Here is a 25,147-nt window from a genome sequence, read left to right on the forward strand (position 1 = left end):
CGGTTTTTATTTCGGCTATATAAAAAGAAGGCTCAAAAATGAGCCTTCTTTTTAATTCGTAACTTGTTCTTTTTTAACAGTGGCTACTCCTTTTACTAACTGATACACAATATTGAGCCATTCTTTTTGAGCAAGTCCTTTTACATTAACCACTAATTTTACTTTCTTGCCTTCCATACCTAAGCTGACCATTCTGCCAAATTGATCACCTAGCATGAATAATTTTTGGCCGTCTACCGTTGAGCTCGCTTCTTCAGACAGCAGAATAGAAATTTCTTGTTTTGACTGAAGAATAGATTCTACTAAGTTCTGCGTTGCATATACTTTTGTTTCCGCTACTTTAAACAAATACTCAACCTCAGCCGGATACTCTCCAAAACGATCAATCATTTCATCCTGCAATTCTTGAATATCTTCTAGTGCTTCAATTCCTCTAAAGCGCTTATACATCTCAATTTTCAAGCGGCCGTCTGTAATGTACTGATCAGGAATATACGCGTCTAAGTCCAGATTCATTTCTACATTAAATTTCACATTTTCTCCATCAGACCCGCGTCTTTCCTCTATCGCTTCTTTAAGCATTTGAGAGTAGAGATCGAAGCCGACAGAATCGATAAATCCATGCTGCTGAGCGCCCAGTAAGTTTCCGGCGCCACGTATTGAAAGATCACGCATAGCAATTTTAAAACCAGAACCTAATTCGGTGAATTCTTTAATAGCTTGCAGACGCTTTTCAGCTACTTCTGTCAGTACTTTGTCTTTGTGATACGTAAAGTACGCATATGCCACGCGATTTGAACGACCTACACGCCCTCTTAATTGGTATAGTTGTGATAATCCCATCTTATCAGCGTTGTTGACAATAAGCGTATTTACATTTGGAATATCTACTCCCGTTTCGATAATGGTTGTACTCACAATCACGTCATATTCGCCTTCTAAAAAGCTTAAAATAACCGCTTCGAGTTCGGTTTCATTCATTTTTCCGTGGGCATACGTTACCCTAGCATCAGGCACGAGCATCGAAATTTCTTCTGCTTTTCGTTCAATATCTTCTACGCGATTATATAAAAAGTAAACTTGGCCATCACGCGCTAACTCACGCTCAATCGCTTCACGAACTAGAACCGGATTATACTCCACTACATATGTTTGAACCGGAAAACGATTTTCAGGCGGCGTTTCAATAACAGACAAATCCCTTACGCCCAACATAGACATATGTAATGTTCGTGGAATAGGCGTTGCTGTAAGTGTAAGGACATCAACGTTTGCTTTCATTTGCTTGATTTTTTCCTTGTGCGTTACACCAAAACGCTGCTCTTCATCGATAACTAACAATCCTAAATCTTTATAAATCACGTCTTTAGATAGTAAACGATGTGTACCAATCACTACATCTACGGTCCCGTTTTTTAGCCCTTTAATTGTTTCTTGCTGCTGTTTACGGCTGCGAAAGCGGCTCAATAGCCCAATGTTGATTGGATAGTCTTGAAAACGCTCACGGATGGTTTCATAATGCTGCTGAGCTAAAATAGTGGTTGGCACTAAAATAGCCACTTGTTTTCCATCTGTCACAGCTTTAAACGCAGCACGAATGGCTACTTCCGTTTTTCCATATCCAACGTCTCCGCAAAGCAGACGATCCATTGGTCTTTCATGTTCCATATCCTTTTTAATTTCTTGTACAGAACGAAGCTGATCTTCGGTTTCTTGATAAGGGAAAGCTGTTTCAAATTCTCTCTGTAAATCGCCATCCGGAGAAAATGCATAACCTTTACTTGCTTCACGCTCTGCATACAGTTTAATTAAGTCATCAGCGATGTCTTGAACAGAAGACTCAACTTTTCGTTTCACTTTCTTCCAGTCATTTCCGCCAAGTTTATATACTTTTGGCTCTTTCCCTTCAGAGCCTACATATTTTTGTACTTGATCAATCTGTTCAACAGGAACGTACAGCTTATCAGAGCCTTCATATTTGATATGGATATAATCTTTATGATTACCGTTAATCTCTAACGTTTCCATTCCTAAGTAACGGCCAATACCGTGGTTCACGTGTACGACATAGTCACCTACGTTTAACTCTGAATAGCTTTTAATACGCTCTGCATTGGAAAGCTTTTGACGACGCTTTGATTTCTTTACCCGTTTTTTAAACAATTCTTCCTCGGTTAAAACAGCTAATTTTTGCATTGGCAGTTCAAAGCCCATTTGTAAATCGCCTTCAATGATTTGAACAAGACCTGGCACAAGCTGACCATTTCCATCTAAAATAGATGAATCAATATCATAATCTGCCAGCACACCTTCAAGTTTTTTCACGCGCTCTTTATCTGCGCCTAAGAGGACTACCGTATAATTAGCATTTTTCCAACGTTCAATTTCACTTTTTAATAAGTTCATTTGGCCGTAAAACTGCTGCATCTGCTTACATGAAATATTAATAATATTTTGCGGACTCGTATACGATACGTGCTTCAAAAATAACGATAAGTATAAAAACTGATGTTTTGCTCGCTGAATAAGAGATGGGAGCTTATGAGATAATTGAACGTCTCGAACAATTTGCCCCTGTCCTAATAATTCGGTTATCCATTCAGCTTCCTCTGTTTCAAGCTGATCAGACGTTTCTTGAATTCGAGTTGTCTCATCAAAGATGACAAGGCCGCCTTCTGGTAAATAATCTAGTAAACTAGCAGGCGATTCGTAGAAGAATGATAAATACTTGAACATATTTTCAAGAAGTTGACCTTGACGCAGCTGTTCGATTTCACCTTTAATATTTTCTGTTAAGGTAGCTTTTAGTGCTGCGTTTTTCACTTGTTGCAGCGTCGAAGCCAGCTGTGCTTCTAGTTCTTCAATTCCTTGGGCTACTTCATTTTGATTCACAATGATTTCCGTAGCAGGGCCGATTGAAATTTCTTTTAACTGCTCTTGAGAACGTTGATCCTCGATTGTAAAAGTACGAATGGAATCAATCTCCGTATCAAATAGTTCAATTCGGACAGGTAGCTCTTCTGTTAACGGATAAATGTCAATGATTCCTCCGCGCACACTAAACTCACCCGGAGCTGAAACCATCGATGCCCGCTCATAGCCCAACTCAACTAACCTTTTTAAATAATGATCAACATCGATGTCAATTCCCATTTGAAACGGCAGCTGTGTTTGCTCCCATCTTGCTTTAGGAGGCAGCAGCTTTCGAATTCCTGCAAGCGGTGTTACAACTACTCCGCCTGTATGTTGACTCCAATAATTGAGTACTTCAATTCGCTGAGCCTTTAATTCTGGACTTGCAATCCCCACTTCTGTAGCAACTAAATCGTTAACAGGGTATAAGAAAACGTCTTTTTCCGGTAAAAGATGCAAAAGGTCTTCATACACTTTTTGAGCTTGATATAAATTATGAGTCACTACTAATAAGGGGTATTTTTTTTCCTCATTTAAGAGTGCCATTAATACAGATCGAGCTGAACCGGAAATTCCCGTTACTAACTGTTCTTTCAAACCTTCTTCTAAACTGCTGACAACAGCTCCAATTTCTTTATTTTCTTCAAATTGCTGTCTAATCCCTCGCAAAGGAATTCCCTCCTCCCATGATATGTCTAAACTAAACAGAAAAACGCTTTGGTTTGAGACCAAAGCTTTTTATTGTATAAATGTTTCGTACTGATGATAGTCTGGATTTCGTTCTAGCGCTTCTTGACAGTCTTCACAAATAATTTTAACCACGATATCTCCACTATTATGGTAGTGAATAAAGTCTTTTCGTTCATCTGCGGTCAGGTGATTAAAACCGAGTGCTTCCGTATTGTGAGCTGTCTTTTCTATCATACCGACTTTTGCGCCACAATGTCTACAGAAATAATGAATAGACATACAAATCCTCCCAAATCTTTTAGTGTTAGTATGGACGATTGAGAGAAATTTTATTCTACTTAATTATAGCGATTCATTACTTCTAAGAACGGTTTACCTAAAAAATCTTCACTCGCGTGTACAGACGTTTTCATCGCTTCTTCCATATGAACCATTTCATCTGCTGTAAAGCGCCCTAGTACGTAATCAACTACTTTCATACCGTTTTGCGGACGATCAATTCCAATACGAATTCGGTTAAATTCTTGGGTTTTTAAATGCTGAATAATTGATTTTATTCCGTTATGGCCGCCTGGACTTCCTTTTGTACGCAATCTTACTTTTCCGCACGGTAAATCTAAGTCATCGTAAATAACAAGCAAGTCTTCGACGTCTATATTAAAATAGTCCATTAACGGGCGAATACTTTCTCCTGATAAATTCATATATGTTAGAGGCTTTAATAATATGACTTTTTCTCCTTTTATTATACCTGTTCCATATATTCCGTTAAACTTTGTTTTATCTAATGAAATCATAAACTGTTCAGCAATTTTATCAATTGCCATAAATCCTATGTTATGACGAGTTCGGTCATATTCTTTTCCAGGATTCCCTAAACCAACGATTAATTTCAAAATAGATACTCCTTTCCACTCTATGTAAGTTGTACATAATAGGTAAATGTCTTTAATGTTTTACATTACTATATAGTATCACTTTTATTATAATCAATTCACACAAAAAGACGTAACCTTTTGGTTACGTCTTTTTATATTATTCTTCGTTATCTTTTTCTTTTGTTGCTTCAACATCGCCTTCAGCATCCTGAACTTCGCCGCTGTCCGGCTCTTCTTCCTGTTGAGGAGGTAGTACAGAAGCAACTGTATCTTCTGCATCATGCGTAATTTCCAGCTTTTTATCTACCTTAATATCCGCTACTGTAATTGTATCATTAATTCCTAAATCTGATACATCTACATCAATAGATGATGGGATATCTTGCGGCAAGCCTTTTAATGAAATTTCATATAGAGACTGCTGTAATACGCCGCCTTCTTTTGTTCCTTTTGCTTCTCCTACTAGAGATAAAGAAACTTCAGTATCAATTTCTTTCTTCATGTCGACCACTTGGAAATCGGCGTGGACAATTTCGTTTTTTAATGGATCAGTTTGAATATCATGTAACATTACGGAATATTTTTGCTTATCCACTTGTAATGTTAACACTCCATTGCGCCCTGCTTCACGAATAGTCTTAATAAAATCAGCACTGTTTAAGTAAATAGGTGTGGATTCTGTTTTATTTCCGTAAACAACCGCTGGGAAGTTTCCTTCGTCGCGAATCTTTCTATTTGTAGAATTTTTGAAATCCGTTCTTTTATTTGCTTGAATTGAAATACTCATTTTATTCACCTTCCAGTATGTTTTCTACTTAAAATGTACCCTTTTTAGAAGGTTGCTAAACATGAAACGCAGTTCGAACAGTAATATATCTTTGTTCATCCTGTCCAAATCCCTTTAAAACAAAGGATTAGCCCATTTAATTTTTTTCAAAAAAACCTCTTTCCATTTGGAAAGAGGTTCTGTTTATCAATCAAATAACGTACTAACTGATTGCTCTTCGTGAACACGAATAATCGCTTCACCGATTAACGGAGCTACTGAAAGTTCTGTTACTTTACCAATTTTCTTATCTTCTGTTAAAGCAATAGAGTTTGTTACAGCTAGCTCTTTGATTGTAGAATTTTGAATACGCTCAATTGCAGGGCCTGAAAGCACTGGATGTGTACAACAAGCATATACTTCTTTTGCACCTGCTTCAATTAATGCACTTGCACCAATTGTAATTGTACCGGCTGTATCAATCATGTCATCAATCAAGATTGCTGTTTTTCCTTCCACTTGTCCAACAATGTTCATAACTTCTGCTACGTTTGGACGAGGACGACGTTTGTCAATGATAGCGATCGGCGCTTTTAGACGTTCCGCTAAACGGCGAGCACGCGTTACACCACCGTGGTCCGGAGATACAACAACAACGTCATCAAGATTTTTACTCTTGAAGTATTCACCTAAAATTGGAACACCTACTAAATGGTCAATTGGAATATCGAAGAAACCTTGAATTTGAGGAGCATGTAAATCTAATGTGATAATACGAGTAGCTCCCGCTTTTTCAATGATATTTGCTGCTAATTTGGCAGTGATTGGTTCACGTGCACGAGCTTTACGATCCTGACGAGCATAGCCATAGTAAGGCATAACAATGTTAATTGTTTTAGCTGATGCACGTTTTAATGCATCAATCATAATTAATAATTCCATTAAGTGTTCATTAACTGGAGCACTTGTTGATTGAATGATAAATACATCACAACCACGGATACTTTCTTCAATGTTAATTTGAATTTCACCGTCACTGAAACGATCAACCGAACATTTACCTAATTCCACACCAATTACTTTTGCGATCTCTTCAGCTAAAGCCTTGTTTGAATTTAGCGTAAATAACTTTAAATTTTCATCAGCATATACATTTGACATTTTATTGTGAAACCTCCGTCAGGATTTTTTATTAATATCAAGCTTTTCAGCATAGTTTTCTTTATTTACTTGTTTCGCACGAGCAATTGATAATGCTTTTCCTGGCACATCATCCGTTACGGTTGAACCAGCTGCAACATAGGCGCCTTCACCAATTGTTACAGGTGCAATTAAGTTTGAGTTACATCCTACGAATGCCCCATCTTCAATCTTTGTTAAAAATTTATTTTTCCCATCGTAGTTAACTGTAATAGATCCGCACCCTAAGTTTACACCTTTTCCGACCTCTGCGTCTCCAATATAACTTAAATGAGAAGCTTTGCTACCTTTGCCAAAAGATGCTTTTTTAATTTCTACAAAGTTTCCTACGCGCACTTCATCTCCAATTAATGATTGAGGACGAATATGTGCAAATGGGCCAATTGTGACTTCGTGACCAATTTCACTATCGTGAGCAACAGAATGGCGAATAGAAGTATTATTACCTATTTTGCAGTCTTTAATTTCACTGTTAGGGCCTACTTCACAATTCTCTCCAATTACAACTGTTCCTTGAATAACCGTACCAGGATAAATAACCGTATCTCTGCCAATAACAGCATCTGCTGAAATGTACGTGTTAGAAGGATCCACAATCGTCACTCCATTTAACATATGATGCTTATTGATGCGCTTCTTCATTGTTTCTTCTGCTTGAGACAGAGCAAATCGATCATTAACGCCCAATGTTTCAGCAAAATCGGATGTTTGATATGCAGAAATAATTTGACCTTCATTTTTTAGAATTTCGATAACATCAGGTAAATAATACTCTCCCTGTACATTATCATTTGAAACTTTTGAAAGTGTCTCAAATAATTTCTCATTATCAAAACAATACGTACCAGTATTAATTTCCTGTACAAGACGCTCTTGTTCTGTGGCATCTTTATGCTCCACAATCTTTTCAACAGACCCTTGTTCATTTCGAATGATGCGTCCATATCCTGTTGGATCTTCTGCATGAGCTGTTAAAATAGTTGCCATTGCATTTGTTGCTTCATGATGCTTTAATAAAGATTCAATTGTTTCAGCTGTAATAAGCGGAGTATCTCCACATACAACAATTGTCGTACCTTTTTCATGTGCAAGTAAAGATTCTGCTTGCATCACTGCATGAGCTGTTCCTAACTGCTCTTCTTGTAAAGCAAATAAGCTTTTATCTCCAACATGTGATTTCACTTTTTCGGCACCGTGACCTACAACTGTAATTAAATTTGTTAAATCTAAACGTGATAACTGATCAATTACGTGTTGCACCATCGGTTTGCCACACACAGGGTGTAACACTTTATATAAAGATGACTTCATACGTGTACCCTGACCAGCTGCCAATATGACTGCATATCTTTTTGACATAACAGGCCTCCAATTTTACCTTTTTATCCATTAAGAATATTATATCAAAAATGACAGCATTTCAAGGAATCATTTATAAGTCATGAATTTTATTTTTTGGTAATGCTAAAGTTTTACAAAGGTGTGAAATTATATAAGTGGTAATCAAAAAGAAAAGAGCCTACTTTTCAGTAGACTCTTAATGTATCATATGTTTACGAAGCACCCGCTTCTTCGAATTCAACTTCTACCTCACCTAAACGATGATATTCTGCTAAAACAGCATCTTGAATCTTTCCGCGAGTATTTGAATTGATTGGATGTGCAATATCACGGAACTCACCATCCGGTGTACGTTTACTTGGCATGGCTACAAATAAGCCATTATTACCATCAATCACACGAATATCATGAACAACAAATTCACCATCTAATGTGATTGAAGCAATCGCTCTCATACGTCCTTCAGTGTTCACGCGGCGTAATCTTACGTCAGTTACTTCCATCTTGTTCACCACCTTTTTCTATGCGAAGCTTTACATACTTAATTCCACAGAATTTTGTGTTTTCCTGCTATTCAGAAAAAATTTTTAGAAAATTTTCGCAAAAAAAGTGAACAATTGGAAGTTACTTGCTTTTTGTTAGAAATTTGTTAATTTAATTACCCTTTAACGAGCGCAATAACTTCAATTTCAACAAGTACATCTTTAGGTAGTCTCGCTACTTCTACACATGAACGTGCCGGCTTATGGTCCCCGAAGTAGTCGCCATAGACTTCATTTAACGCTGCGAAGTCGTTCATATCTTTAATGAACACGGTTGCCTTTACAACTGTATTTAGAGAAGCTCCAGCTTCTTCAAGAACTGCTTTTAGATTTTCAAATACCTGAGTAGCTTGTACTTGAACATCTCCTTCGACTAACGTACCATCTGGACGAAGTGGAATTTGACCTGAACTGTAAAACAAGTTATTCACAACAATTCCCTGTGAATATGGACCAATAGCTTGCGGTGCATTTTTTGTTTGAACCTGTAACATATGTTCCTCTCCCTTACTTGATCAAATATATTTTAAGTAATTGCCTTCTTGTACACGAATTTGTTTATCTTTGATATTTACATCTGTTAATTGTACAAGGGACACATACTCATCCACTAAACGTTCTTCAATATCTTCTGATTCTACTAAAACTCCAATACCAGCAACAGTTGCATCGAACTCTTCAAGCAAGCTAACCATTCCATTTACAGTACCGCCAGCTTTCATGAAATCATCAATGATGAGTACATTTGACCCCACCGCTAAACTTCTTTTAGCTAACAGCATCGTTTGAATGCGCTTAGATGAACCCGATACGTAGTTAATACTAACGGTCGATCCTTCAGTTACTTTACTGTCTCTGCGCACAATAACAACGGGCACATCTAAATACTGAGCAACCGCATACGCAATAGGAATACCTTTTGTTGCTACAGTCATCACCACATCGATTTTGCGGTTAGCAAAAAGCGACGCATACAAGCGACCGATTTTATTCACAACGCGGGGGTTCCCTAAAATATCAGTTAAATATAAATATCCACCTGGCAATAAACGCTCAGGTTTTTCAATCAACCCACATAATTCTTGAACAAGCTGACCGGCTTCTTCATTCGTCATCTTTGGAATGAATTTAACTCCGCCGGCAGCCCCTGGTAGCGTAACCAAAGTTCCGATACCCTGCTGTTCAAAAGTTTGTTTAATAATCGCCATATCTTCACTAATAGATGATTTTGCTGAATCATATTTATCTGCAAAATACGTAAGAGGGATAAGGCGCTGAGGGTTTTGAATGAAATAGTTGGTCATATCAATTAATCGTCCACTACGTCGAAACTTCATAACATCCTCCTGAAAATCCGAATATTGTAATGTAAATATAACATTAACATACGGATTTATTCAAGCGTTATTCGTTCACCTAGTAGCCTAACTGCATAAACTTTATCGCAAAAGCCACGTAATCCATTATAAATGCGGTGCATACGTGAATCATGCTGTACAAGTCCGAATACAGTTGGCCCACTGCCGCTCATGAGCACAGCATCGGCGCCAAAACGCTTTATTTGTTCTTTAATGAGAGCTACTTCCGGATGCATTTTCAGCGTTACTGCTTCCAATACATTTCCGACAAGGCTACACATTTCATCATAATTTCCTGATTGTATGGCGTGAACCATCTCATCTACTTTCGGATGATCCATCTCTTCAATTTTTAAGTTTCGATATACATCTGCTGTAGAAACACCTATTTCAGGCTTAGCCAAAATCACCCAGCAGCTTGGAGGTGCCTCAATATGCTCTACAATCTCTCCGCGCCCTGTAGCAAGAGCTGTCCCTCCGTACACGCAAAAAGATACGTCAGAGCCAATCTCAGCCCCTATTTCTGCAAGTGTGTCTAATGATAACCCTAATTCCCATAACGTATTTAAACCGCGTAATGTAGCAGCCGCGTCACTGCTGCCTCCAGCTAATCCGGCAGCTACTGGAATATGTTTATCAATTAATATATTTACACCTTTTGAAATGTTATAACGTCGCTTCAAAATCTGCGCTGCCTGATAAGCGAGATTTCGCTGGTCATCTGGAACAAAGCGATTATGAGAATAAATAACAATTCGTCCATCTTCACGGTCAGAAAGTTCAATTCTGTCCGCTAAATCAATTGTTGTCATAATCATCTTAACTTCATGGTAACCATCTGGACGTTTATGTAACACATCAAGTGACAAATTTATTTTAGCCGGTGCTTTCACCATTAATTTCAACTTACTTCACCTACTTCATCTTATCGAGTTTAACGCTATTTTATCATAAAATGAACAAGATATAGCTGTTCATTTAAACATCTTTGTTTAATCCTCTTTTTTATCTTTCATTTTGGGACAAAAAAACCGAAGCGGTTATACACTTCGGTTTTCCTCATTTCACTTTAAATAATCGTATAAGCATTGATTTTCACTATGCTATTGCTTTAGCTGCTGCTGTGCAAGCTCTACAGCTCGCTTCACCATATTGCCTGCGTCTTTTGCCCGAATAGCGCCCCAGCCTTCTGCTTGTACAGTATCGTAAAAACCAAGTTCTTTAGCCAGTTCTTCTTTCAGCTTCGATGACATAATCCCTCTACGCCTTGACATTGCACATGGCTCCTTTACGTATAAAATGAAATTTCAACCTGAATCTCCTCGCTCTTTTACATAAGAAACGCGAGGACGATATGTATAGTATGTATAAAAAATATTGCATATATAATTTGAAAAAAAGACCAATAAAAAAGCAGTAAACCAATGTCCACTGCTCATCACCACTTGCTATATTGCCTATGTCATTCTTAGAAAAATTTTAGTTGCACTGTTTCCGTTAACACATCTGCGTAACTATACGAAACGCGCTCCAAAGAGTTTTCCTCTTGATCTAATTCAACGATAAAAACAGATGGGTACGTTTCTGTTAATACACCTGAACGTTCTACTGTTTTTCTACGACCACCGTTTGCTTTTAAAGTTAATCGTTGGCCTAGGTGCAAATCCAGCGCTTGCTTAATATCAGACAAAGTTTTCGCCATATTGGTCCACCTCACTATGTATAGTGTAACACATGTTAGAAAAATAGTCAAAAACATAAAATTATAACAATCTATCTCTAATTGTGTCAATAAATAATTTTCAACATGAATCTACATTTCGCTGTTAGTATGCTCGTTTTTCAACGAAATATGTATATCTTTAGCAAATATTGAAAATGATTTTGTGTAATTAAGCGTATACTTTGGCTTCATACGAAAAAACAACTGGTTGCACATCATGCGTGTACATGCTGTAACCAGTTGTTTTTATTTCTACTCATCGCTTTCATAAGGCATGCCCGTGCGAAGCAGCCCTTTTGTTTCTACTCCTCCTAAACCTTTAGCACCCGTTAATGTATTACGTAAGACGTCCCATACATTAATACGATCCGTGAAAGGAGTAAAACTTAGTTTTGCTACTACATACACAGGGTCAAGAGCATGAATATTTACACGTGAAGGTGAACTAGCAAAGTTTGCTCCAGCTTGAATCAATAATTCAAAATGCGATTGACAGGCACCTGCAAAGATCACCAGCTGATCTAAATTACCAACTCTTTTTCTTGCTTCTTGGACTGTTTGAATATAGTGCTTGGAATGTCTATAAGCAAGGAGATCATCTTTATTTCCTTTTCCTTTGGAATAGGCATCATGACCTGTCAGCACTAGAATATCAGGTCTTACATCCTCAATTAGCTTTCCAACCTTCTCCGGCATTTCTGACTCAACGCAATGAACACCATAAACAGGAACACCAATTTTTTCGTAAACCAACAAACATTTACGTAAATAATTAGGGTCTCCGTCTACGTGCAGGACCTTTCCTGGAATTTGAAATAAGCGATGTGAATGGCTGTATCCATTTGTCATGCTATATTCAGTTTTCTCTCGAACGAGCCGATAATCCTGTTGAATAAGCTCCAAGGATCTTTCTAAAAGTTCTTCTTCTTGTTTTTTTCTTTGATCCTGTTCTTTAGCATCCACAACCTCTAGATCTGTACAAGGAGCGTCGGCAATCAACCGAACGTCTTCTCCTATTAAAGTCGCATATTTCCCCGCTTCGCTGTCATTAATAGCTATAACACGAAAAAGCAAATCTCTTTGATAAGAAGGTCGTGTAACTATATCACCAATTTTGATGTTCATATGCTTCACTCCGTCTTTGCTACTTCAAAAATAAATTCTCTTCATAGCCTATGACTTCATGATAAAAATGTGATAATTTAGCGAAATGATTTTAAAAGTTGATCACTTAACTTTCCAAATTCTTGAATAGATAACGTTTCGCCTCTTCGTTTCGGATCAATTTCAGCAGTTGAAAGTGCTTGCTCAATGTCCGCTTTTTTCTGCTTCCCATTTGGCAAGTTGTTCACTAGATTGTTTAAAATTGTTTTTCGACGCTGTCCGAAACTTGCTCGTACAACTTGAAAGAAGAATGCTTCATCTTGTACTTCTACCGCTGGCTTCGGTCTTCTTAACAATCGAATAACAGCTGAGTCTACATTAGGCTGCGGATTAAACACTGTTTTAGGCACAATCATAACCGTCTCAGCCTCTGTATAGTATTGAATCGCAATAGAAAGTGAACCGTACTCTTTTGTTCCCGGTTTAGCTGCTATACGGTCAGCAACTTCTTTTTGAAGCATAACGACGATTCCACGTACCGGAATTTGCTCTTCTAATAATTTCATCAAAATGGGTGTCGTCACATAATAGGGTAAATTCGCAACGACCATTAAATCTTCTATGTTTTCGAATTCTTGTTCGAGCGTCCCTTTTAAATCCGCTTTTAACACATCTTGATGAATAACTTTTGCATTTGGGTAAGGAGAAAGCGTATCAGCTAAAATCGGAAGCAGACGCTGATCGATTTCAAATGCTAGTACTTTTTTTGCGCGCTTTGCTAGCTGTTCAGTTAAGGCCCCGATACCAGGTCCAATTTCAATAGCTCCCGTTTCTTCTGTTATTCCCGCATGATCAACAATACGATGTAAAATGTTCGTATCAATTAAAAAATTTTGTCCCAAACTCTTTTTAAATGTAAAACCGTATTTCTTTAAAATTTCCTTGGTTCGATTAGGCGTTGCAATATCTTTTAACACGATCCCTTTTCCTCCTTATTTATCTGCTCAACAGCTCTGATAAAGTCCTCTTTTGAAATTTGGAACATCTGTAAGCGTTTATGGAGCTGCTTTCCGTTGGCATAGCCAATTTTTAATAACTTTCCTATTCTTTCACGTCGAGATTTGGCTTTACTATCTCCTATCAAACGAGCTACGATTAAATCCTCTTGAGAAATCTCCATAGCTGCCCCCATCCACTCTTGCTTCACATCTTTTAGTGCTTTTTGAATAGACGCAATAGAAGCATGTTCAACTCCAATGCCTTTGCCATTTTTAGGGCGAGCCTCTTCTTTATCTAAGAATGCATGTTTACATCCGGGAACACGTTCTGAAACAATATTTCGAATTCGCTGTCCCGGATAATCTGGATCTGTAAAAATAATCACGCCTCTTGTTTTTTGAGCTAATTTTACTTTCTCAATGGTTTCTTCATTTACAGCTGATCCATTTGTCTCGATGGTATCCGCATCCACTGCACGTTTAATCGCTACAGTGTCATCTCGGCCTTCTACTACAATAATTTCTTTAATCTTCATTGCTTCCTCCAAAACATTCAGTTTTGTTCATTTGCTTTTCAGTAAAAACGAAATGCTCGTTACGCACATCATTTTTCTTCTATGAAATCAACGTTTTATCTTATTATCAACTAAATTAAAAAGCATTTACCTGTTATTTTAACTGAAAAAGGCAGAGGATAACATTCTCCTCTGCGCCTATCTTTACTTTAACACGAAAATGATTGTTATATGAGAAAAAGTTTTAATCATTAATGCCAAATAGCTTTTTGGCGTTAGCTGTTGTAATATCAGCTAATTCTTCATACGTTATCCCTTTTAACTCTGCAATTTGCTCTGCTACGTATGAAACATAACCAGGTTCATTGCGCTTGCCGCGGAATGGATGAGGAGTTAGATAAGGACAGTCTGTTTCAATTAATAGTTTGTCTAAAGGAAGCTCTGTAGCAACTTCTTTTGGTTTTTTCGCATTTTTAAAAGTAACAGGTCCACCAAAAGAAATATACATATTCATATCCATACACTGCTTCGCTACTTCAATACTGCCCGTGAAGCAATGCATAATCCCGCCTACTTCTTCTACGTGCTCTTCTTTTAAAATGGTTACCACGTCTTCCGTTGCGTCACGATTATGAATAATGATAGGTAAATTCACTTTGCGAGCTAAGCGAATTTGACGGCGAAATACGTCCTTTTGAACCTCTTTAGGTGATTTATCCCAATGGTAGTCTAATCCCATTTCCCCTAAAGCCACAACTTTCGGATGCTGAGCTAACTCTTCAATCCAAGCTAAGTGCTCATCTGTCATATCAATTGCATCTACTGGATGCCATCCTACACTAGCATAGATAAAGTCATACGTTTCAGCTATTTGAATAGCCTTTTTGATGGTAGGTTCATCGAATCCCACAACTACCATGTTTTGAACACCTTTTTCTAACGCACGATTAATTACTTCTTGCAAATCATCTTCATACTGTTCTGCGTTTAAATGAACATGTGTATCAAATAACATCTAATCGATCCTTTCCATGAATAAAAGGGGGTCCTCGCATGTTACACGTGAAACACCCCTTTTGTCTATACTTATTTTATCTTCGTGCCATTTGCTAAGTTTTGATCTACGCTTGCTAGTGAAAGACCATTCTCATCTTCACCCGCTAAAATCATTCCTTGTGATAGTTCACCGCGCAGTTTCACAGGTTTTAAGTTGGTTACACAAATTACTTTTCGACCTACTAATTCTTCAGGCTTATAAAACTTGGCAATACCTGATACAACCTGGCGTTTTTCATAGCCAAGATCAAGCTGAAGCTTTAATAGTTTATCTGCCTTTTTAACTGGTTCTACTTGCGTAACTTGCGCTACACGAAGCTCTACTTTCATGAAATCATCAATTGTAATCTCTTCAGAAGACTCTTCCTTCACAACAGGTTTTTCTTCTTTTGGAGCACTTCCTTGCATCTGCTCTTTAATAAACGCTACCTCTTCTGCTCGATCTAGACGAGGGAACATTGGCTCACCTTTTTCTACTTTTGTGCCTTCTTTAAGCATATTAAAACGCGTCGTACTTTCCCACGTTTTTAATACATCTTCTTTTACACCAATCTGAGCAAAAATTTTCTCAGGTGTACGTGTTAAGAATGGCTGCAGTAATACCGCAATGTGACGAATTGATTCAGCCAGATGTGTCATAACAGAAGCAAGTTCTGCACGCTTATTCTCATCTTTTGCTAACGCCCAAGGCTGCGTTTCATCAATGTATTTATTCGTGCGGCTTACATATTGCCAGATAGAAGCAAGAGCCACTGAAAACTCCATATCTTCCATCGCTTCTTCATATTTATTCACTGTATCTTTTTGAGCTTGGACGATAAGTGCATCAAACTCTGTTACATTGCCTTCATAAGTCGGAATAACACCATCAAAATATTTATTAATCATCGCCACTGTACGATTAACTAGGTTGCCAAGGTCATTTGCTAAGTCAAAGTTAATACGTTCAACAAACGCTTCTGGTGTGAATACACCGTCTGAACCGAATGGAACTTCACGAAGTAAGTAGTAACGAAGGGCATCTAGTCCATAGCGGTCAATCAATGTCACTGGGTCTACTACATTCCCTTTTGACTTCGACATCTTTCCATCTTTCATTAATAACCAGCCGTGAGCAAATACTTTCTTAGGAAGTGGCAAATCAAGTGCCATCAACATGATTGGCCAATAAATAGTATGGAAACGTACGATTTCTTTTCCTACTAAATGTACGTTGGCCGGCCAATATTTTCGATAGTTTTCATCGTTCTCTGTATCATACCCAAGAGAGGTGATATAGTTAGAAAGCGCATCAATCCATACGTAAATAACGTGTTTTGGGTTACCTGGAACTTTTACCCCCCAATCAAACGTCGTACGAGAAACAGCTAAGTCTTCAAGGCCAGGCTTAATAAAATTATTGATCATTTCGTTTTTACGGGACTCTGGTTGAATAAATGAAGGGTTTTCTTCATAAAAAGCTAGTAAACGATCTACGTATTTCCCCATTTTAAAGAAATAGGACTCTTCTCGAACGAGCTCTACAGGGTGTCCGCTATCCGGGCTTTTTCCGCCTACAACTTTTCCATTTTCAACGATTGGATCTACTAGTTGATGCTCTGTATAGTACGTCTCATCGGGAACTGAATACCAACCTTCATACTCATCAAGATAAATATCACCTTGTTCTAAAAGGCGCGCGAAAATCTTTTCCACGATTTCTTTATGTCTGGATTCTGTTGTACGGATAAAATCATCATACGAAATATCCATCTTATCCCACAGTTCTTTGATTCCAGATACAATATCATCTACGTATTGCTGAGGTGTCACGTTTTTCTCTTCTGCTTTTCGCTGAATTTTTTGACCATGTTCATCCGTACCTGTTAAATAACGTACGTCAAACCCTCTCAAACGTTTATAACGAGCCATTGCATCTCCCGCTACCGTCGTGTATGCATGCCCTATATGTAATTTACCACTCGGATAATAAATCGGCGTAGTAATATAAAATGTATTATTTCCATCTGCCATGTTCATAACCTCCAACATTCCATTTCAACATTTTGATTTATATGTATGTAATCATATAAACCCTGTCTTCTTATTCTACTATCTATCATACTATTTTACATGATAATTTCAAAACATTCTCTTCCTATATACACCGGAATATGACGGATTCACTTCATTTTTAAATAATCGTTATTTTTCCAAAAAATAATCCTGTTAATTGTATCAGCTTCGCCCTATTTTTATATAAAATATACCCTCATTCAAAAAGTCACTTTGATGAAAACGACAAATAGGTCTAATTTTGTCGTTTTATGTCGAATTATATTTACCCTATCTTCAAAATAGTTAATATCAAGCTATTTAGACGATTAATCTTTTTTCCAATGAAACCCCTTGTCATTCCTTGACTGACGGTCACAATTAGCTTGTAAACAAGTCGAGAAAAAAATTTTTTACCAGCTACATTTTTTTACATATAAAATGATTGACTAGTTTTGGAAACGCTGGTATTATGAAAGTACGTTGAAATTGTCGAATAATGACGAAAGTAATAACATAGAAAAATGATTACTGAGAGGAGAACGATTAACATGAAATCTACAGGTATTGTTCGTAAAGTTGATGAATTAGGACGCGTAGTAATTCCAATTGAATTACGTCGTACATTAGGAATTGCAGAGAAAGATGCTCTAGAAATCTATGTAGATGAAGAGCGCATCATCTTAAAAAAATACAAACCAAACATGACTTGCCAAGTAACAGGTGAAGTATCTGATGATAACATTCAACTTGCTAGCGGCAAATTAATTCTAAGCCGTGAAGGTGCAGAACAAATCATGAAAGAACTTCAAGATTCTTTACAAGCTTCTAAATAAAACGAAAAGCTGTCTATGATAGACAGCTTTTTTTAATGTACGTGATATTCACTATAAATGTCTCGCTTTGACACATCTCGGTCTTTTGCCACTTGCTTAATAGCTTCTTTGTTTGAAAGCCCTTCTTCTACATAGTGATCAACATGCTCGATAATGGTGAGCTGTTCCCACCATAGATTACTTTCATCTGGTGCTTCTTCATTTGTCCCTTCAAGAATTAAGCAGAATTCGCCTCTAATATCTGTGGCATTTGTCCATTCAATTGCTTCTAATACGCTTCCTCTTAAAAATTCTTCATAGCGTTTTGTTAACTCTCTACATAACACAATAGATCGGTTCCCTAAAATTTCTTCTATACTCTTTAGCGTTTCTTTTAATCGATGAGGGGCTTCATAAAATATCATGCTTTCCTTAATATACTGAAGCTCTTGAAGCTGTTCTTTACGCTGTTTTTTATTTCTGTTTAAAAATCCATAAAAATAAAACTGCCCCGTAGGTAGTCCCGAAGCAATTAAAGCTGTTAATGCTGCGTTAGGCCCCGGCAGCGGAACAACCGTATATCCTTCTTTAACGGCAGCTACCACTAACTCATAACCAGGATCTGAAATACAAGGCATGCCCGCGTCGCTTACTAAAGCAATATTTTTTTCACCATCTAAGTCGCTTAACAGCTGTTCACTTTTTGTATGTTTATTATGTTCATGATAACTTGTAATAGGCGTATCAATCTCAAAGTGGTTACATAGTTTTTTCGTTTGTCTCGTATCTTCTGCGGCAATATAATCAACTTCTTTTAAAATTCGAATCGCACGAAACGTCATATCCTCTAAGTTTCCAATAGGAGTGGGAACTAAATATAAAACGCCTCGTTCATTCGATACATCATAACTTTTTTGTGATTTCATTCTGCTTTTCTTGCTCCCTTCGAATGTAAGCCTGTTTTTGCACTCTGCTTAACTGTTTGAACCAATATTCTTTTTGCATAGCTTCTGTTTTAGAAGTAAATACCTCATGCCAAATTAATGAAACAGGCCTTCTTGCTCTCGTATATTTTGCCCCTTTTCCTTCATTATGGACAGAAATACGTTTTTGCAAATTATTCGTGTAACCAGCATAATACGTACAGTCCTTGCATTCCACTACGTAAAAATAATGATTATTTTGTTCCATATAAAATCCTTTTTAATTCGTCCGTGTATTCATCATTATCTTGGTAGACCACCAGCGGAGGAAGAATCTTTAAGTCTGGACTTCCATCCTTCGTACCTTCAATTAAAAGTGTATTTGCTTCTTTCCCATCTTTAGGATACACAAACTGAAGTCTCTTTGGCTCTAAACGGTACTGCCTCATTAACGTAACAATATCTAACAGTCTTCCTGGACGGTGAACTAATGCCACTTTTCCGCCTTGCTTCACTAGTTGACTGCTGGCTCTAATCACATCTTCCAACGAACAATGAATTTCGTGGCGAGCGATTGCAAAGTGTTCGTTTTCATTTATCTCTTCTTTATTGGATGTGGTGAAATAAGGAGGATTACATGTTACAACATCATATTTTCCATAACCCAGTTCTTGAGGCGCATTTTTTAAATCATCATGTATCATTTTAATCTGCCCATCGAGCTGATTATACGCAATACTTCTTTGCGCCATACTATGTAGCCGCTCTTGAATTTCTACACCAATAATTTTTCCCTTTGTTCGTTTAGATAAAAACAGTGGGATTACACCGTTTCCTGAACATAAATCAACCAAGTTACCTTTACGAATTGGGACATAAGCAAAGTGAGATAAAAGCACAGCATCCAATGAAAAGGAAAAGACAGACGGACTTTGAATAATGCGCATCTCCTCATCGGCTAATAGATAATCTAAACGTTCATCTCCATATAACTCAACCATAGTCGTTCTTCTCCTTGTACATCTATTATTTACATCTTTTACTCATAAAAAGAACCTCTCCAAAAGGGAGAGGTGTTGTTACTTTTTATTTAAAAATGACAAGCAAAACAAACAGTCTCCATCTTTACGCACACTTCCATAATGAATGTTACAAATATGAAAACCCTCTTGGTAAAGGCGAGCCAAATTGTCATATCCTTCTCCGATATCAATTTGTTTTTGCTCTTTTGTTTGAGCGCTTGCTTTTGAATGTCTATTTTTCAGCTTCGTTTCGAAGTTTGTCTGGTCAAGGCGACGGCGCAAATGATCATTTTCTATTTGCAGGTGATGATTTTCTTCAATTAGCTCAGCAAGATGCTCTTTCAACTCACCTAACTGCTTATATAAATGACCAATTTGTTCCTCCATGTTTGTCACCGAATCAAAAATCTCTTTTTTATCCACCTTTGCCCACCTCGTTAATCTGTGGCTTGAAACGAAACAGCACCTTCATTATTGATCTCATCCAGAGTATACTCTAAAATTTGTTCGTGATCTGACAGTTCCACTTGAATAATTCTTTCCAAAATATTCAAACCCACTACACGTCCTGAACCATCTGAAGTTTTAATTGTTGAGCCTATATCAGGAAGCTGTTCTTTTGCCGTTTCATACTCATCATTTTCATATTTTAAACAACACATCAAACGTCCGCATAAACCAGAAATTTTCGTTGGATTAAGCGATAGGTTTTGGTCTTTGGCCATCTTAATAGAAACCGGCTCAAAATCACCTAAAAACGTTGAGCAACATAGCATACGGCCACAAGGACCTATCCCGCCCAACAGTTTTGCCTCGTCTCGTACACCGATTTGACGAAGCTCAATTCGCGTACGGAAAATAGCAGCTAAATCTTTAACTAACTCTCTAAAATCAATACGGCCGTCTGCTGTAAAATAAAAAATGACTTTATTACGATCAAACGTATATTCTACATCTACTAACTTCATATCTAAATCGTGTGATTGAATTTTTTGCACGCATACGTCATACGCTTCTCTAGCAGCTTGTTTATTTTCATCCACAATCAGCCTGTCTTTTTGTTCGGCAATGCGGATTACTTTTTTCAAAGGAAGTACGACATCGTTTTCACTTACTTGCTTTTTATTAATAACTACTCTGCCAAATTCAACACCACGAACTGTTTCTACAATAACAAACTCACCATCTGGAATTGTAAGTTCTCCAGGGTCAAAATAATATATTTTTCCCGCTTTTTTAAAGCGAACGCCTACTACATCATACAAGCTTTTATCCCTCCTGCAAATCCAACACCAGCTGTTCCATTAATAACTGTAGATTCATATTTGAATTTAATTTATTTTTGGCCTTCAAGATAACCTCTAAGCGATAAATCGCTTTTTCCTGCGTTGTCTGAAGAGCTTGCTGTTTTAATTCTTCTATTTTATGACGATAGACGATTTTAGACTCTTGTCCAACTTGCAGCGTCAACAAATCACGATAAAGAAGCATCAATAAAGTTAAACCAATATGTGCTTGTTCTTTTTCTTTAAAATGTGTTACCCACTTTTCATGAATAAAAAGAAGAGCTTGTTGAGGTCTCGTTGTTAACACTTCATATAATTGTATCACTAACTTTATTGCAAGTCCAAACCATTCATCTTTACTTAATTCAATTGCTTCATCAATGCTGTTTGTTAAATTAGACAAGATGGACGCATCTACTGCGGAAAGGCCATTTTCTACTAGTTTTTCAGCTAACTGTTCTGGTGTAAGAGATCGAAATGATATTACTTGGCAACGTGAGATAATCGTATCTAATAAGCGCTGTATATTTTCTGTCAATAAAACTGCATAAGTTCCGTTGCCAGGCTCTTCTAAAAATTTCAGTAAACTATTTGCTGCGCTTACTGTCATTTTATCAACATGATTCACAATATATAACTTTTTATTAGATTCAACACCGGTTTTTGTGAATTCTGATTGCAAAAATTGAATTTGCTCTTTTTTAATCGATAAACCAGCTGGCTCAATCAAGTGAATATCTGGATGATTACCTGAATCAATTCGCCGGCAGTTACTGCACTCATGGCATGGCCTATGATTAACTGGATTTTGGCAAAACAGCGCTTTAGCAAACAAAAAACTAATTTGTTTTTTACCTGTTCCTTTGCTTCCTTCAAATAAATAAGCATGAGCAACTCGCTCTTTAAGTAAGCTGTTTTGTAAAATCTTTAATACGTTCGGCTGAAGAGCTTCAAGCTGTTCCCATGTATTTCCCATTCAATCATCACTTTCTATTTAAAATCTTCTCTCTTAAAATTGATGAAATTGATCTACTGGTAGTACGAATACTGTAGCTCCGCCCACTTCAACTTCAACAGGATATGGAATGTATGAATCTGCATTACCGCCCATCGGTGCCACAGGAGAAATCATCTGTCTGCGGTTTTCACATTGGCCCTTAATAATATCAAGTACTTCATCTACTTTATGATCATCTGTACCAATCATAATTGTTGTATTCCCTGATTTTAAAAATCCGCCCGTACTTGATAATTTGGTTGAACGAAACCCTCTTTCTACAAGTGCATTTAAAAGCTTTGAGCTATCTGAATCTTGAATAACGGCCATTACTAATTTCATGAATAACACCTCATTTTACTTTTTTGTTAAGAATAGTATAGCAAGAATAACGATCATCTGTATTTATTTTAAAATCAATTTTATTTGTTTATAAGCTTCTTCACAGACTTTTTCAACGGATTGATTTGCATCAATTCGTCGAATACGCTCTGGAAATTCACTCAAAAGAGATAAATATCCATCTCGTACTTTGTAATGAAAGTCTAAGGATTCTAAATCTAATCGATTAATCTCATCTTTTCGACCTTTATTAATTCTTTCTAACCCGACCTCAGGCTCAATATCAAAATATAAAGTGGCCTGTGGCATCGTTTGCTCAATAGCAAATTGATTGATAGCAAAAATATCTTCTACGCCTATACCCCGCGCATTTCCTTGATAAGCAAGTGAGCTATCAATAAAACGGTCGCATAATACTATATTCCCTTTATTTAGCTCAGGAATCACTTTTTCTACAAGATGTTGTCTTCTAGCCGCAGCATAAAGAAGGGCTTCGGTTCTGGCATCCATTTCCGTATTAGATGGATTTAAGATGATTTCACGAATTTGTTCAGCAATTCGTATGCCTCCAGGCTCTCTTGTTAATACAATATTATAGCCCTCTTGTATTAATTTTTGTTGAACCATATGGATGATCGTCGTCTTACCAGCACCTTCTGGCCCTTCGAATGTAATAAACGTTCCTGACATGTATAAATTCCTTTCTCTATTTAAATACTTCTATCTTTCCTTCTTCCATACAAGAGCCGCCCTGAATATGACCATTTAACCTTTGAATATGCAAAATATAGTCAATATGATTGCTCGTAATCGTTTCTCCCTCCATTAAAATAGGAATTCCAGGAGGATATGGAATAACAGATTGTGCACTTACACGCCCAATCGCTTCTTCAAACGAACACATATGCTTTGATCTTAGTTTTCTTTCTTCCATAGGCAGGAGAACCGTTGCTCTTGAAAAACGAAATGGTTTGATTAGTGGTTTTTCATATGACTTACGCTGTATATTCTCTACTGCTTGTCTAACCCGCTTAATTGTATCATTAAAATCCCATCTGCTGCTTAAAGGTAGAACAAACAATACATAGTTAACGTCAGCTAGTTCTGTATAAATATCTTGCTTTTCCAGTTCCTTTTGCAAATGATATCCTGTTGCAGCCGAACAAGTCAACGTCATTTTCAAAAGGTCGGTAACAGTTTGATCTGTTTCCACATCAATAGTTGAAAGTGTATCAATCTCATTAATCTTTTCAACAAACGAATGAATATTGTCAGTCATTCTATCAATATCATGCTGAGTAAACTGCTGCAGATAATACCTTGCTAAATCGAGAGAAGCCATAATAGGGTATGAGGGACTGCTTGACTGCAGTACTTGTAGGTAATGCCGAACGCTTTGCTTATTTATCAACGTCCCCTGCATATGTAAATAAGAACCCATAGTCATAGCTGGCAGCGTTTTATGTGCTGACTGAACAACAAGATCCGCTCCATACGTAACAGCTGACGACGGAAAAGGATTACCTAAAATAAAGTGGGCTCCATGAGCTTCATCAATAATTATAGGAATATTGTAGCCATGAATAAAATCAATGATCTCCTTTAAATCTCGCGCTACCCCGTAGTAAGTAGGATTTGTTAATACAAATGCTTTTATATCCTGAGAACCCTCTAAAGCTGCTTTAATTGTTTTAATGGATACACCTGTACTAAGATGTGTTTTTGAATCTATTTCAGGAGCTAAAAAAATAGGTGATGCCTTTGATAAAGCAATAGCATTAAAAATAGATTTATGAGAATCTCTTTGAACAGCAATTTTATCTCCTTCTTGACAAAGAGAGAAAATCGCGGCGAGATTGCCTACAGTAGAACCATTAACTAAAAAAAAGCTTTCATCTACTCCATACAACTTTGCCGTTAACTCTTGTGCTTCTTTAATAACAGATTCTGCTTCATGTAAATCATCTAATCCGCTAATTTCTGTTAGATCGTATTGCAAAAAGTCTGCGTAAGAAGACTGAATATGTGAAGGTAGAATTTGACCATTTTTGTGGCCGGGCACGTGATAAGAGAGTGACCTCTTTTCGCTGTGCCTTACTAAACGGTTATATAAAGGTAAATATGTGTCCATACATCCATTCCTTACTTTTTGTAAATATAACATTGTTAACTTGATAAAAGAATATGTAAGTATTTTTCCTATCAAAATTGATTTTTCTTTCATTATAACAAACTTAGTTGATTTTTTTGAGCCATATAAAGAAGCCCTTATAAAAAAGGGCTTTTAGTAAGAAAACGCTCCTGATATTCTCTTTAATTGATCTACTAACAATTGATAACGAAAATGAGATGAATCCACCTCTACAATCTCTATCTCGCAGTGTTGGCATATAAAGCTGGAAAACACCTCAATACCCTTTGTATGCTGTTCATGACAAACGGAACATGTTTTAATTTGTTTTTCCATTACTCTCCACCTCCACTAATTAAGTATCGACAAGATGTAACGTCTTTATGCAGTTCATTTACCCCATTTTATGTAGATAGCTTATACTCTGTGAATAATAAAAAAAGGACTAGCTAAAATAGCTAGTCCTTTTTCAGGTGCCTGGCAACGTCCTACTCTCACAGGGACAAAGTCCCA

At 37.1% G+C, this 25,147-nt stretch carries 28 protein-coding genes; 1 reads left to right on the forward strand and 27 read right to left on the reverse strand.

The genetic code is table 11. The features are described 5' to 3' along the window. Window positions 1-51 precede the first annotated feature (51 nt). The 17 genes from mfd to metG all read right to left on the reverse strand — a co-directional run bounded on the left by mfd (window position 52) and on the right by metG (window position 17,097). Window positions 52-3,582, reverse strand: a complete 3,531-nt coding sequence (gene mfd, locus ACFX40_RS26545; protein ID WP_377257202.1) for a transcription-repair coupling factor — start codon at window positions 3,580-3,582, stop codon at window positions 52-54. Window positions 3,583-3,651: 69 nt separating this feature from the next. Continuing rightward, entirely contained in the window at window positions 3,652-3,882 is a 231-nt protein-coding gene (gene fin, locus ACFX40_RS26550; protein ID WP_013054869.1) for an anti-sigma-F factor Fin, read from the reverse strand. A gap of 59 nt (window positions 3,883-3,941) precedes the next feature. Beyond that, complete coding sequence (gene pth, locus ACFX40_RS26555; protein WP_098790557.1) at window positions 3,942-4,499, reverse strand: aminoacyl-tRNA hydrolase; 558 nt, start codon at window positions 4,497-4,499, stop codon at window positions 3,942-3,944. Window positions 4,500-4,638: 139 nt separating this feature from the next. Then, window positions 4,639-5,268 carry a 50S ribosomal protein L25/general stress protein Ctc gene (locus ACFX40_RS26560; RefSeq protein ID WP_028410350.1) on the reverse strand — a complete coding sequence of 210 codons (630 nt, stop codon included), beginning with the start codon at window positions 5,266-5,268 and terminating at the stop codon, window positions 4,639-4,641. Window positions 5,269-5,454: 186 nt separating this feature from the next. After that, the gene (locus ACFX40_RS26565) at window positions 5,455-6,408 is read right to left on the reverse strand and encodes a ribose-phosphate diphosphokinase (RefSeq protein ID WP_014462059.1); all 954 of its coding nucleotides are present in this window, start codon (window positions 6,406-6,408) and stop codon (window positions 5,455-5,457) included. A gap of 18 nt (window positions 6,409-6,426) precedes the next feature. Then, window positions 6,427-7,806 (reverse strand): bifunctional UDP-N-acetylglucosamine diphosphorylase/glucosamine-1-phosphate N-acetyltransferase GlmU, encoded by a 1,380-nt coding sequence (glmU, locus tag ACFX40_RS26570; protein ID WP_028410351.1) that lies wholly within the window; start codon window positions 7,804-7,806, stop codon window positions 6,427-6,429. 194 nt (window positions 7,807-8,000) lie between these two features. Continuing rightward, window positions 8,001-8,291: a septation regulator SpoVG gene (spoVG, locus tag ACFX40_RS26575; RefSeq protein WP_013054864.1), complete on the reverse strand. Its 291-nt coding sequence runs from the start codon at window positions 8,289-8,291 to the stop codon at window positions 8,001-8,003. A gap of 155 nt (window positions 8,292-8,446) precedes the next feature. After that, window positions 8,447-8,824 (reverse strand): RidA family protein, encoded by a 378-nt coding sequence (locus tag ACFX40_RS26580; RefSeq protein WP_013054863.1) that lies wholly within the window; start codon window positions 8,822-8,824, stop codon window positions 8,447-8,449. 21 nt (window positions 8,825-8,845) lie between these two features. Further along, window positions 8,846-9,667, reverse strand: coding sequence for a pur operon repressor (purR, locus tag ACFX40_RS26585; protein WP_013054862.1), 822 nt, complete (start codon window positions 9,665-9,667; stop codon window positions 8,846-8,848). A gap of 56 nt (window positions 9,668-9,723) precedes the next feature. After that, window positions 9,724-10,593, reverse strand: coding sequence for a 4-(cytidine 5'-diphospho)-2-C-methyl-D-erythritol kinase (gene ispE / locus ACFX40_RS26590; protein WP_025753156.1), 870 nt, complete (start codon window positions 10,591-10,593; stop codon window positions 9,724-9,726). Window positions 10,594-10,791: 198 nt separating this feature from the next. Next, a complete protein-coding gene (locus ACFX40_RS26595; protein WP_013054860.1) occupies window positions 10,792-10,962 on the reverse strand; it encodes a small, acid-soluble spore protein, alpha/beta type in 171 nt (56 codons plus the stop codon). A 194-nt stretch (window positions 10,963-11,156) separates the two neighbouring features. Beyond that, a complete protein-coding gene (veg, locus tag ACFX40_RS26600; protein ID WP_013054859.1) occupies window positions 11,157-11,390 on the reverse strand; it encodes a biofilm formation stimulator Veg in 234 nt (77 codons plus the stop codon). Window positions 11,391-11,663: 273 nt separating this feature from the next. Further along, a complete protein-coding gene (gene yabG, locus ACFX40_RS26605) occupies window positions 11,664-12,536 on the reverse strand; it encodes a sporulation peptidase YabG (RefSeq protein ID WP_025601509.1) in 873 nt (290 codons plus the stop codon). 77 nt (window positions 12,537-12,613) lie between these two features. Further along, window positions 12,614-13,492: a 16S rRNA (adenine(1518)-N(6)/adenine(1519)-N(6))-dimethyltransferase RsmA gene (gene rsmA, locus ACFX40_RS26610; RefSeq protein WP_098334882.1), complete on the reverse strand. Its 879-nt coding sequence runs from the start codon at window positions 13,490-13,492 to the stop codon at window positions 12,614-12,616. Beyond that, window positions 13,486-14,049 (reverse strand): ribonuclease M5, encoded by a 564-nt coding sequence (gene rnmV / locus ACFX40_RS26615; RefSeq protein ID WP_013081337.1) that lies wholly within the window; start codon window positions 14,047-14,049, stop codon window positions 13,486-13,488. Before rnmV ends, rsmA begins: the two co-directional genes overlap by 7 nt. Before the next feature lie 223 nt (window positions 14,050-14,272). Further along, on the reverse strand, window positions 14,273-15,043 hold the full coding sequence (locus ACFX40_RS26620; protein WP_025753152.1) for a TatD family hydrolase: 771 nt from the start codon (window positions 15,041-15,043) through the stop codon (window positions 14,273-14,275). A 71-nt stretch (window positions 15,044-15,114) separates the two neighbouring features. Further along, window positions 15,115-17,097, reverse strand: coding sequence for a methionine--tRNA ligase (gene metG, locus ACFX40_RS26625; RefSeq protein WP_377257207.1), 1,983 nt, complete (start codon window positions 17,095-17,097; stop codon window positions 15,115-15,117). A gap of 566 nt (window positions 17,098-17,663) precedes the next feature. Between metG and ACFX40_RS26630 the strand changes: the two genes are divergently transcribed. Beyond that, on the forward strand, window positions 17,664-17,954 hold the full coding sequence (locus ACFX40_RS26630; RefSeq protein WP_170836841.1) for a transition state genes transcriptional regulator AbrB: 291 nt from the start codon (window positions 17,664-17,666) through the stop codon (window positions 17,952-17,954). 32 nt (window positions 17,955-17,986) lie between these two features. On the opposite strand, the gene rsmI is transcribed toward ACFX40_RS26630, so the two are convergent. The 10 genes from rsmI to ACFX40_RS26680 all read right to left on the reverse strand — a co-directional run bounded on the left by rsmI (window position 17,987) and on the right by ACFX40_RS26680 (window position 24,970). Then, window positions 17,987-18,859, reverse strand: coding sequence for a 16S rRNA (cytidine(1402)-2'-O)-methyltransferase (rsmI, locus tag ACFX40_RS26635; RefSeq protein WP_028410355.1), 873 nt, complete (start codon window positions 18,857-18,859; stop codon window positions 17,987-17,989). Further along, entirely contained in the window at window positions 18,837-19,124 is a 288-nt protein-coding gene (locus ACFX40_RS26640) for a GIY-YIG nuclease family protein (protein ID WP_013054850.1), read from the reverse strand. Before ACFX40_RS26640 ends, rsmI begins: the two co-directional genes overlap by 23 nt. After that, window positions 19,111-19,857, reverse strand: a complete 747-nt coding sequence (locus tag ACFX40_RS26645; RefSeq protein ID WP_028410356.1) for a tRNA1(Val) (adenine(37)-N6)-methyltransferase — start codon at window positions 19,855-19,857, stop codon at window positions 19,111-19,113. The genes ACFX40_RS26640 and ACFX40_RS26645 overlap by 14 nt, the downstream gene beginning before the upstream one ends. A gap of 78 nt (window positions 19,858-19,935) precedes the next feature. Beyond that, window positions 19,936-20,301 carry a DNA replication initiation control protein YabA gene (gene yabA / locus ACFX40_RS26650; RefSeq protein ID WP_013054848.1) on the reverse strand — a complete coding sequence of 122 codons (366 nt, stop codon included), beginning with the start codon at window positions 20,299-20,301 and terminating at the stop codon, window positions 19,936-19,938. 14 nt (window positions 20,302-20,315) lie between these two features. Further along, a complete protein-coding gene (locus tag ACFX40_RS26655) occupies window positions 20,316-21,143 on the reverse strand; it encodes a PSP1 domain-containing protein (RefSeq protein WP_028410357.1) in 828 nt (275 codons plus the stop codon). A gap of 4 nt (window positions 21,144-21,147) precedes the next feature. Then, a complete protein-coding gene (holB, locus tag ACFX40_RS26660) occupies window positions 21,148-22,140 on the reverse strand; it encodes a DNA polymerase III subunit delta' (RefSeq protein ID WP_025753146.1) in 993 nt (330 codons plus the stop codon). Between the two features lie 33 nt (window positions 22,141-22,173). Next, window positions 22,174-22,503, reverse strand: coding sequence for a cyclic-di-AMP receptor (locus ACFX40_RS26665; protein ID WP_013054845.1), 330 nt, complete (start codon window positions 22,501-22,503; stop codon window positions 22,174-22,176). Window positions 22,504-22,566: 63 nt separating this feature from the next. Then, entirely contained in the window at window positions 22,567-23,193 is a 627-nt protein-coding gene (gene tmk, locus ACFX40_RS26670) for a dTMP kinase (protein ID WP_013081331.1), read from the reverse strand. 16 nt (window positions 23,194-23,209) lie between these two features. Further along, on the reverse strand, window positions 23,210-24,634 hold the full coding sequence (locus tag ACFX40_RS26675) for an aminotransferase class I/II-fold pyridoxal phosphate-dependent enzyme (protein ID WP_060744943.1): 1,425 nt from the start codon (window positions 24,632-24,634) through the stop codon (window positions 23,210-23,212). 153 nt (window positions 24,635-24,787) lie between these two features. Further along, window positions 24,788-24,970 carry a sigma factor G inhibitor Gin gene (locus tag ACFX40_RS26680; RefSeq protein WP_025753140.1) on the reverse strand — a complete coding sequence of 61 codons (183 nt, stop codon included), beginning with the start codon at window positions 24,968-24,970 and terminating at the stop codon, window positions 24,788-24,790. Between the last annotated feature and the right edge of the window lie 177 nt (window positions 24,971-25,147).

This window comes from Priestia sp. YIM B13552, from assembly GCF_042787775.1.
Taxonomy (GTDB): domain Bacteria; phylum Bacillota; class Bacilli; order Bacillales; family Bacillaceae_H; genus Priestia; species Priestia megaterium_E.

Bases quoted from the DNA above. Each gene is read 5' to 3' on its own strand.
- purR (WP_013054862.1), bottom strand. From the start codon at position 9,667: ATGAAGTTTCGACGTAGTGGACGATTAATTGATATGACCAACTATTTC.
- ACFX40_RS26680 (WP_025753140.1), bottom strand. From the start codon at position 24,970: ATGGAAAAACAAATTAAAACATGTTCCGTTTGTCATGAACAGCATACA.
- glmU (WP_028410351.1), bottom strand. From the start codon at position 7,806: ATGTCAAAAAGATATGCAGTCATATTGGCAGCTGGTCAGGGTACACGT.
- ACFX40_RS26560 (WP_028410350.1), bottom strand. From the start codon at position 5,268: ATGAGTATTTCAATTCAAGCAAATAAAAGAACGGATTTCAAAAATTCT.
- ACFX40_RS26640 (WP_013054850.1), bottom strand. From the start codon at position 19,124: ATGGAACAAAATAATCATTATTTTTACGTAGTGGAATGCAAGGACTGT.
- ACFX40_RS26565 (WP_014462059.1), bottom strand. From the start codon at position 6,408: ATGTCAAATGTATATGCTGATGAAAATTTAAAGTTATTTACGCTAAAT.
- rnmV (WP_013081337.1), bottom strand. From the start codon at position 14,049: ATGAAGATTAAAGAAATTATTGTAGTAGAAGGCCGAGATGACACTGTA.
- ACFX40_RS26620 (WP_025753152.1), bottom strand. From the start codon at position 15,043: ATGTTATTTGATACACATGTTCATTTAAACGCAGAACAGTATGAAGAT.
- veg (WP_013054859.1), bottom strand. From the start codon at position 11,390: ATGGCGAAAACTTTGTCTGATATTAAGCAAGCGCTGGATTTGCACCTA.
- ACFX40_RS26595 (WP_013054860.1), bottom strand. From the start codon at position 10,962: ATGTCAAGGCGTAGAGGGATTATGTCATCGAAGCTGAAAGAAGAACTG.
- ACFX40_RS26675 (WP_060744943.1), bottom strand. From the start codon at position 24,634: ATGGACACATATTTACCTTTATATAACCGTTTAGTAAGGCACAGCGAA.
- holB (WP_025753146.1), bottom strand. From the start codon at position 22,140: ATGGGAAATACATGGGAACAGCTTGAAGCTCTTCAGCCGAACGTATTA.
- ACFX40_RS26665 (WP_013054845.1), bottom strand. From the start codon at position 22,503: ATGAAATTAGTAATGGCCGTTATTCAAGATTCAGATAGCTCAAAGCTT.
- tmk (WP_013081331.1), bottom strand. From the start codon at position 23,193: ATGTCAGGAACGTTTATTACATTCGAAGGGCCAGAAGGTGCTGGTAAG.
- yabG (WP_025601509.1), bottom strand. From the start codon at position 12,536: ATGAACATCAAAATTGGTGATATAGTTACACGACCTTCTTATCAAAGA.
- rsmI (WP_028410355.1), bottom strand. From the start codon at position 18,859: ATGAAATCACAAAAAAGTTATGATGTATCGAATGAACGAGGCGTTTTA.
- ACFX40_RS26645 (WP_028410356.1), bottom strand. From the start codon at position 19,857: ATGGTTGAGTTATATGGAGATGAACGTTTAGATTATCTATTAGCCGAT.
- fin (WP_013054869.1), bottom strand. From the start codon at position 3,882: ATGTCTATTCATTATTTCTGTAGACATTGTGGCGCAAAAGTCGGTATG.
- spoVG (WP_013054864.1), bottom strand. From the start codon at position 8,291: ATGGAAGTAACTGACGTAAGATTACGCCGCGTGAACACTGAAGGACGT.
- metG (WP_377257207.1), bottom strand. From the start codon at position 17,097: ATGGCAGATGGAAATAATACATTTTATATTACTACGCCGATTTATTAT.
- ACFX40_RS26580 (WP_013054863.1), bottom strand. From the start codon at position 8,824: ATGTTACAGGTTCAAACAAAAAATGCACCGCAAGCTATTGGTCCATAT.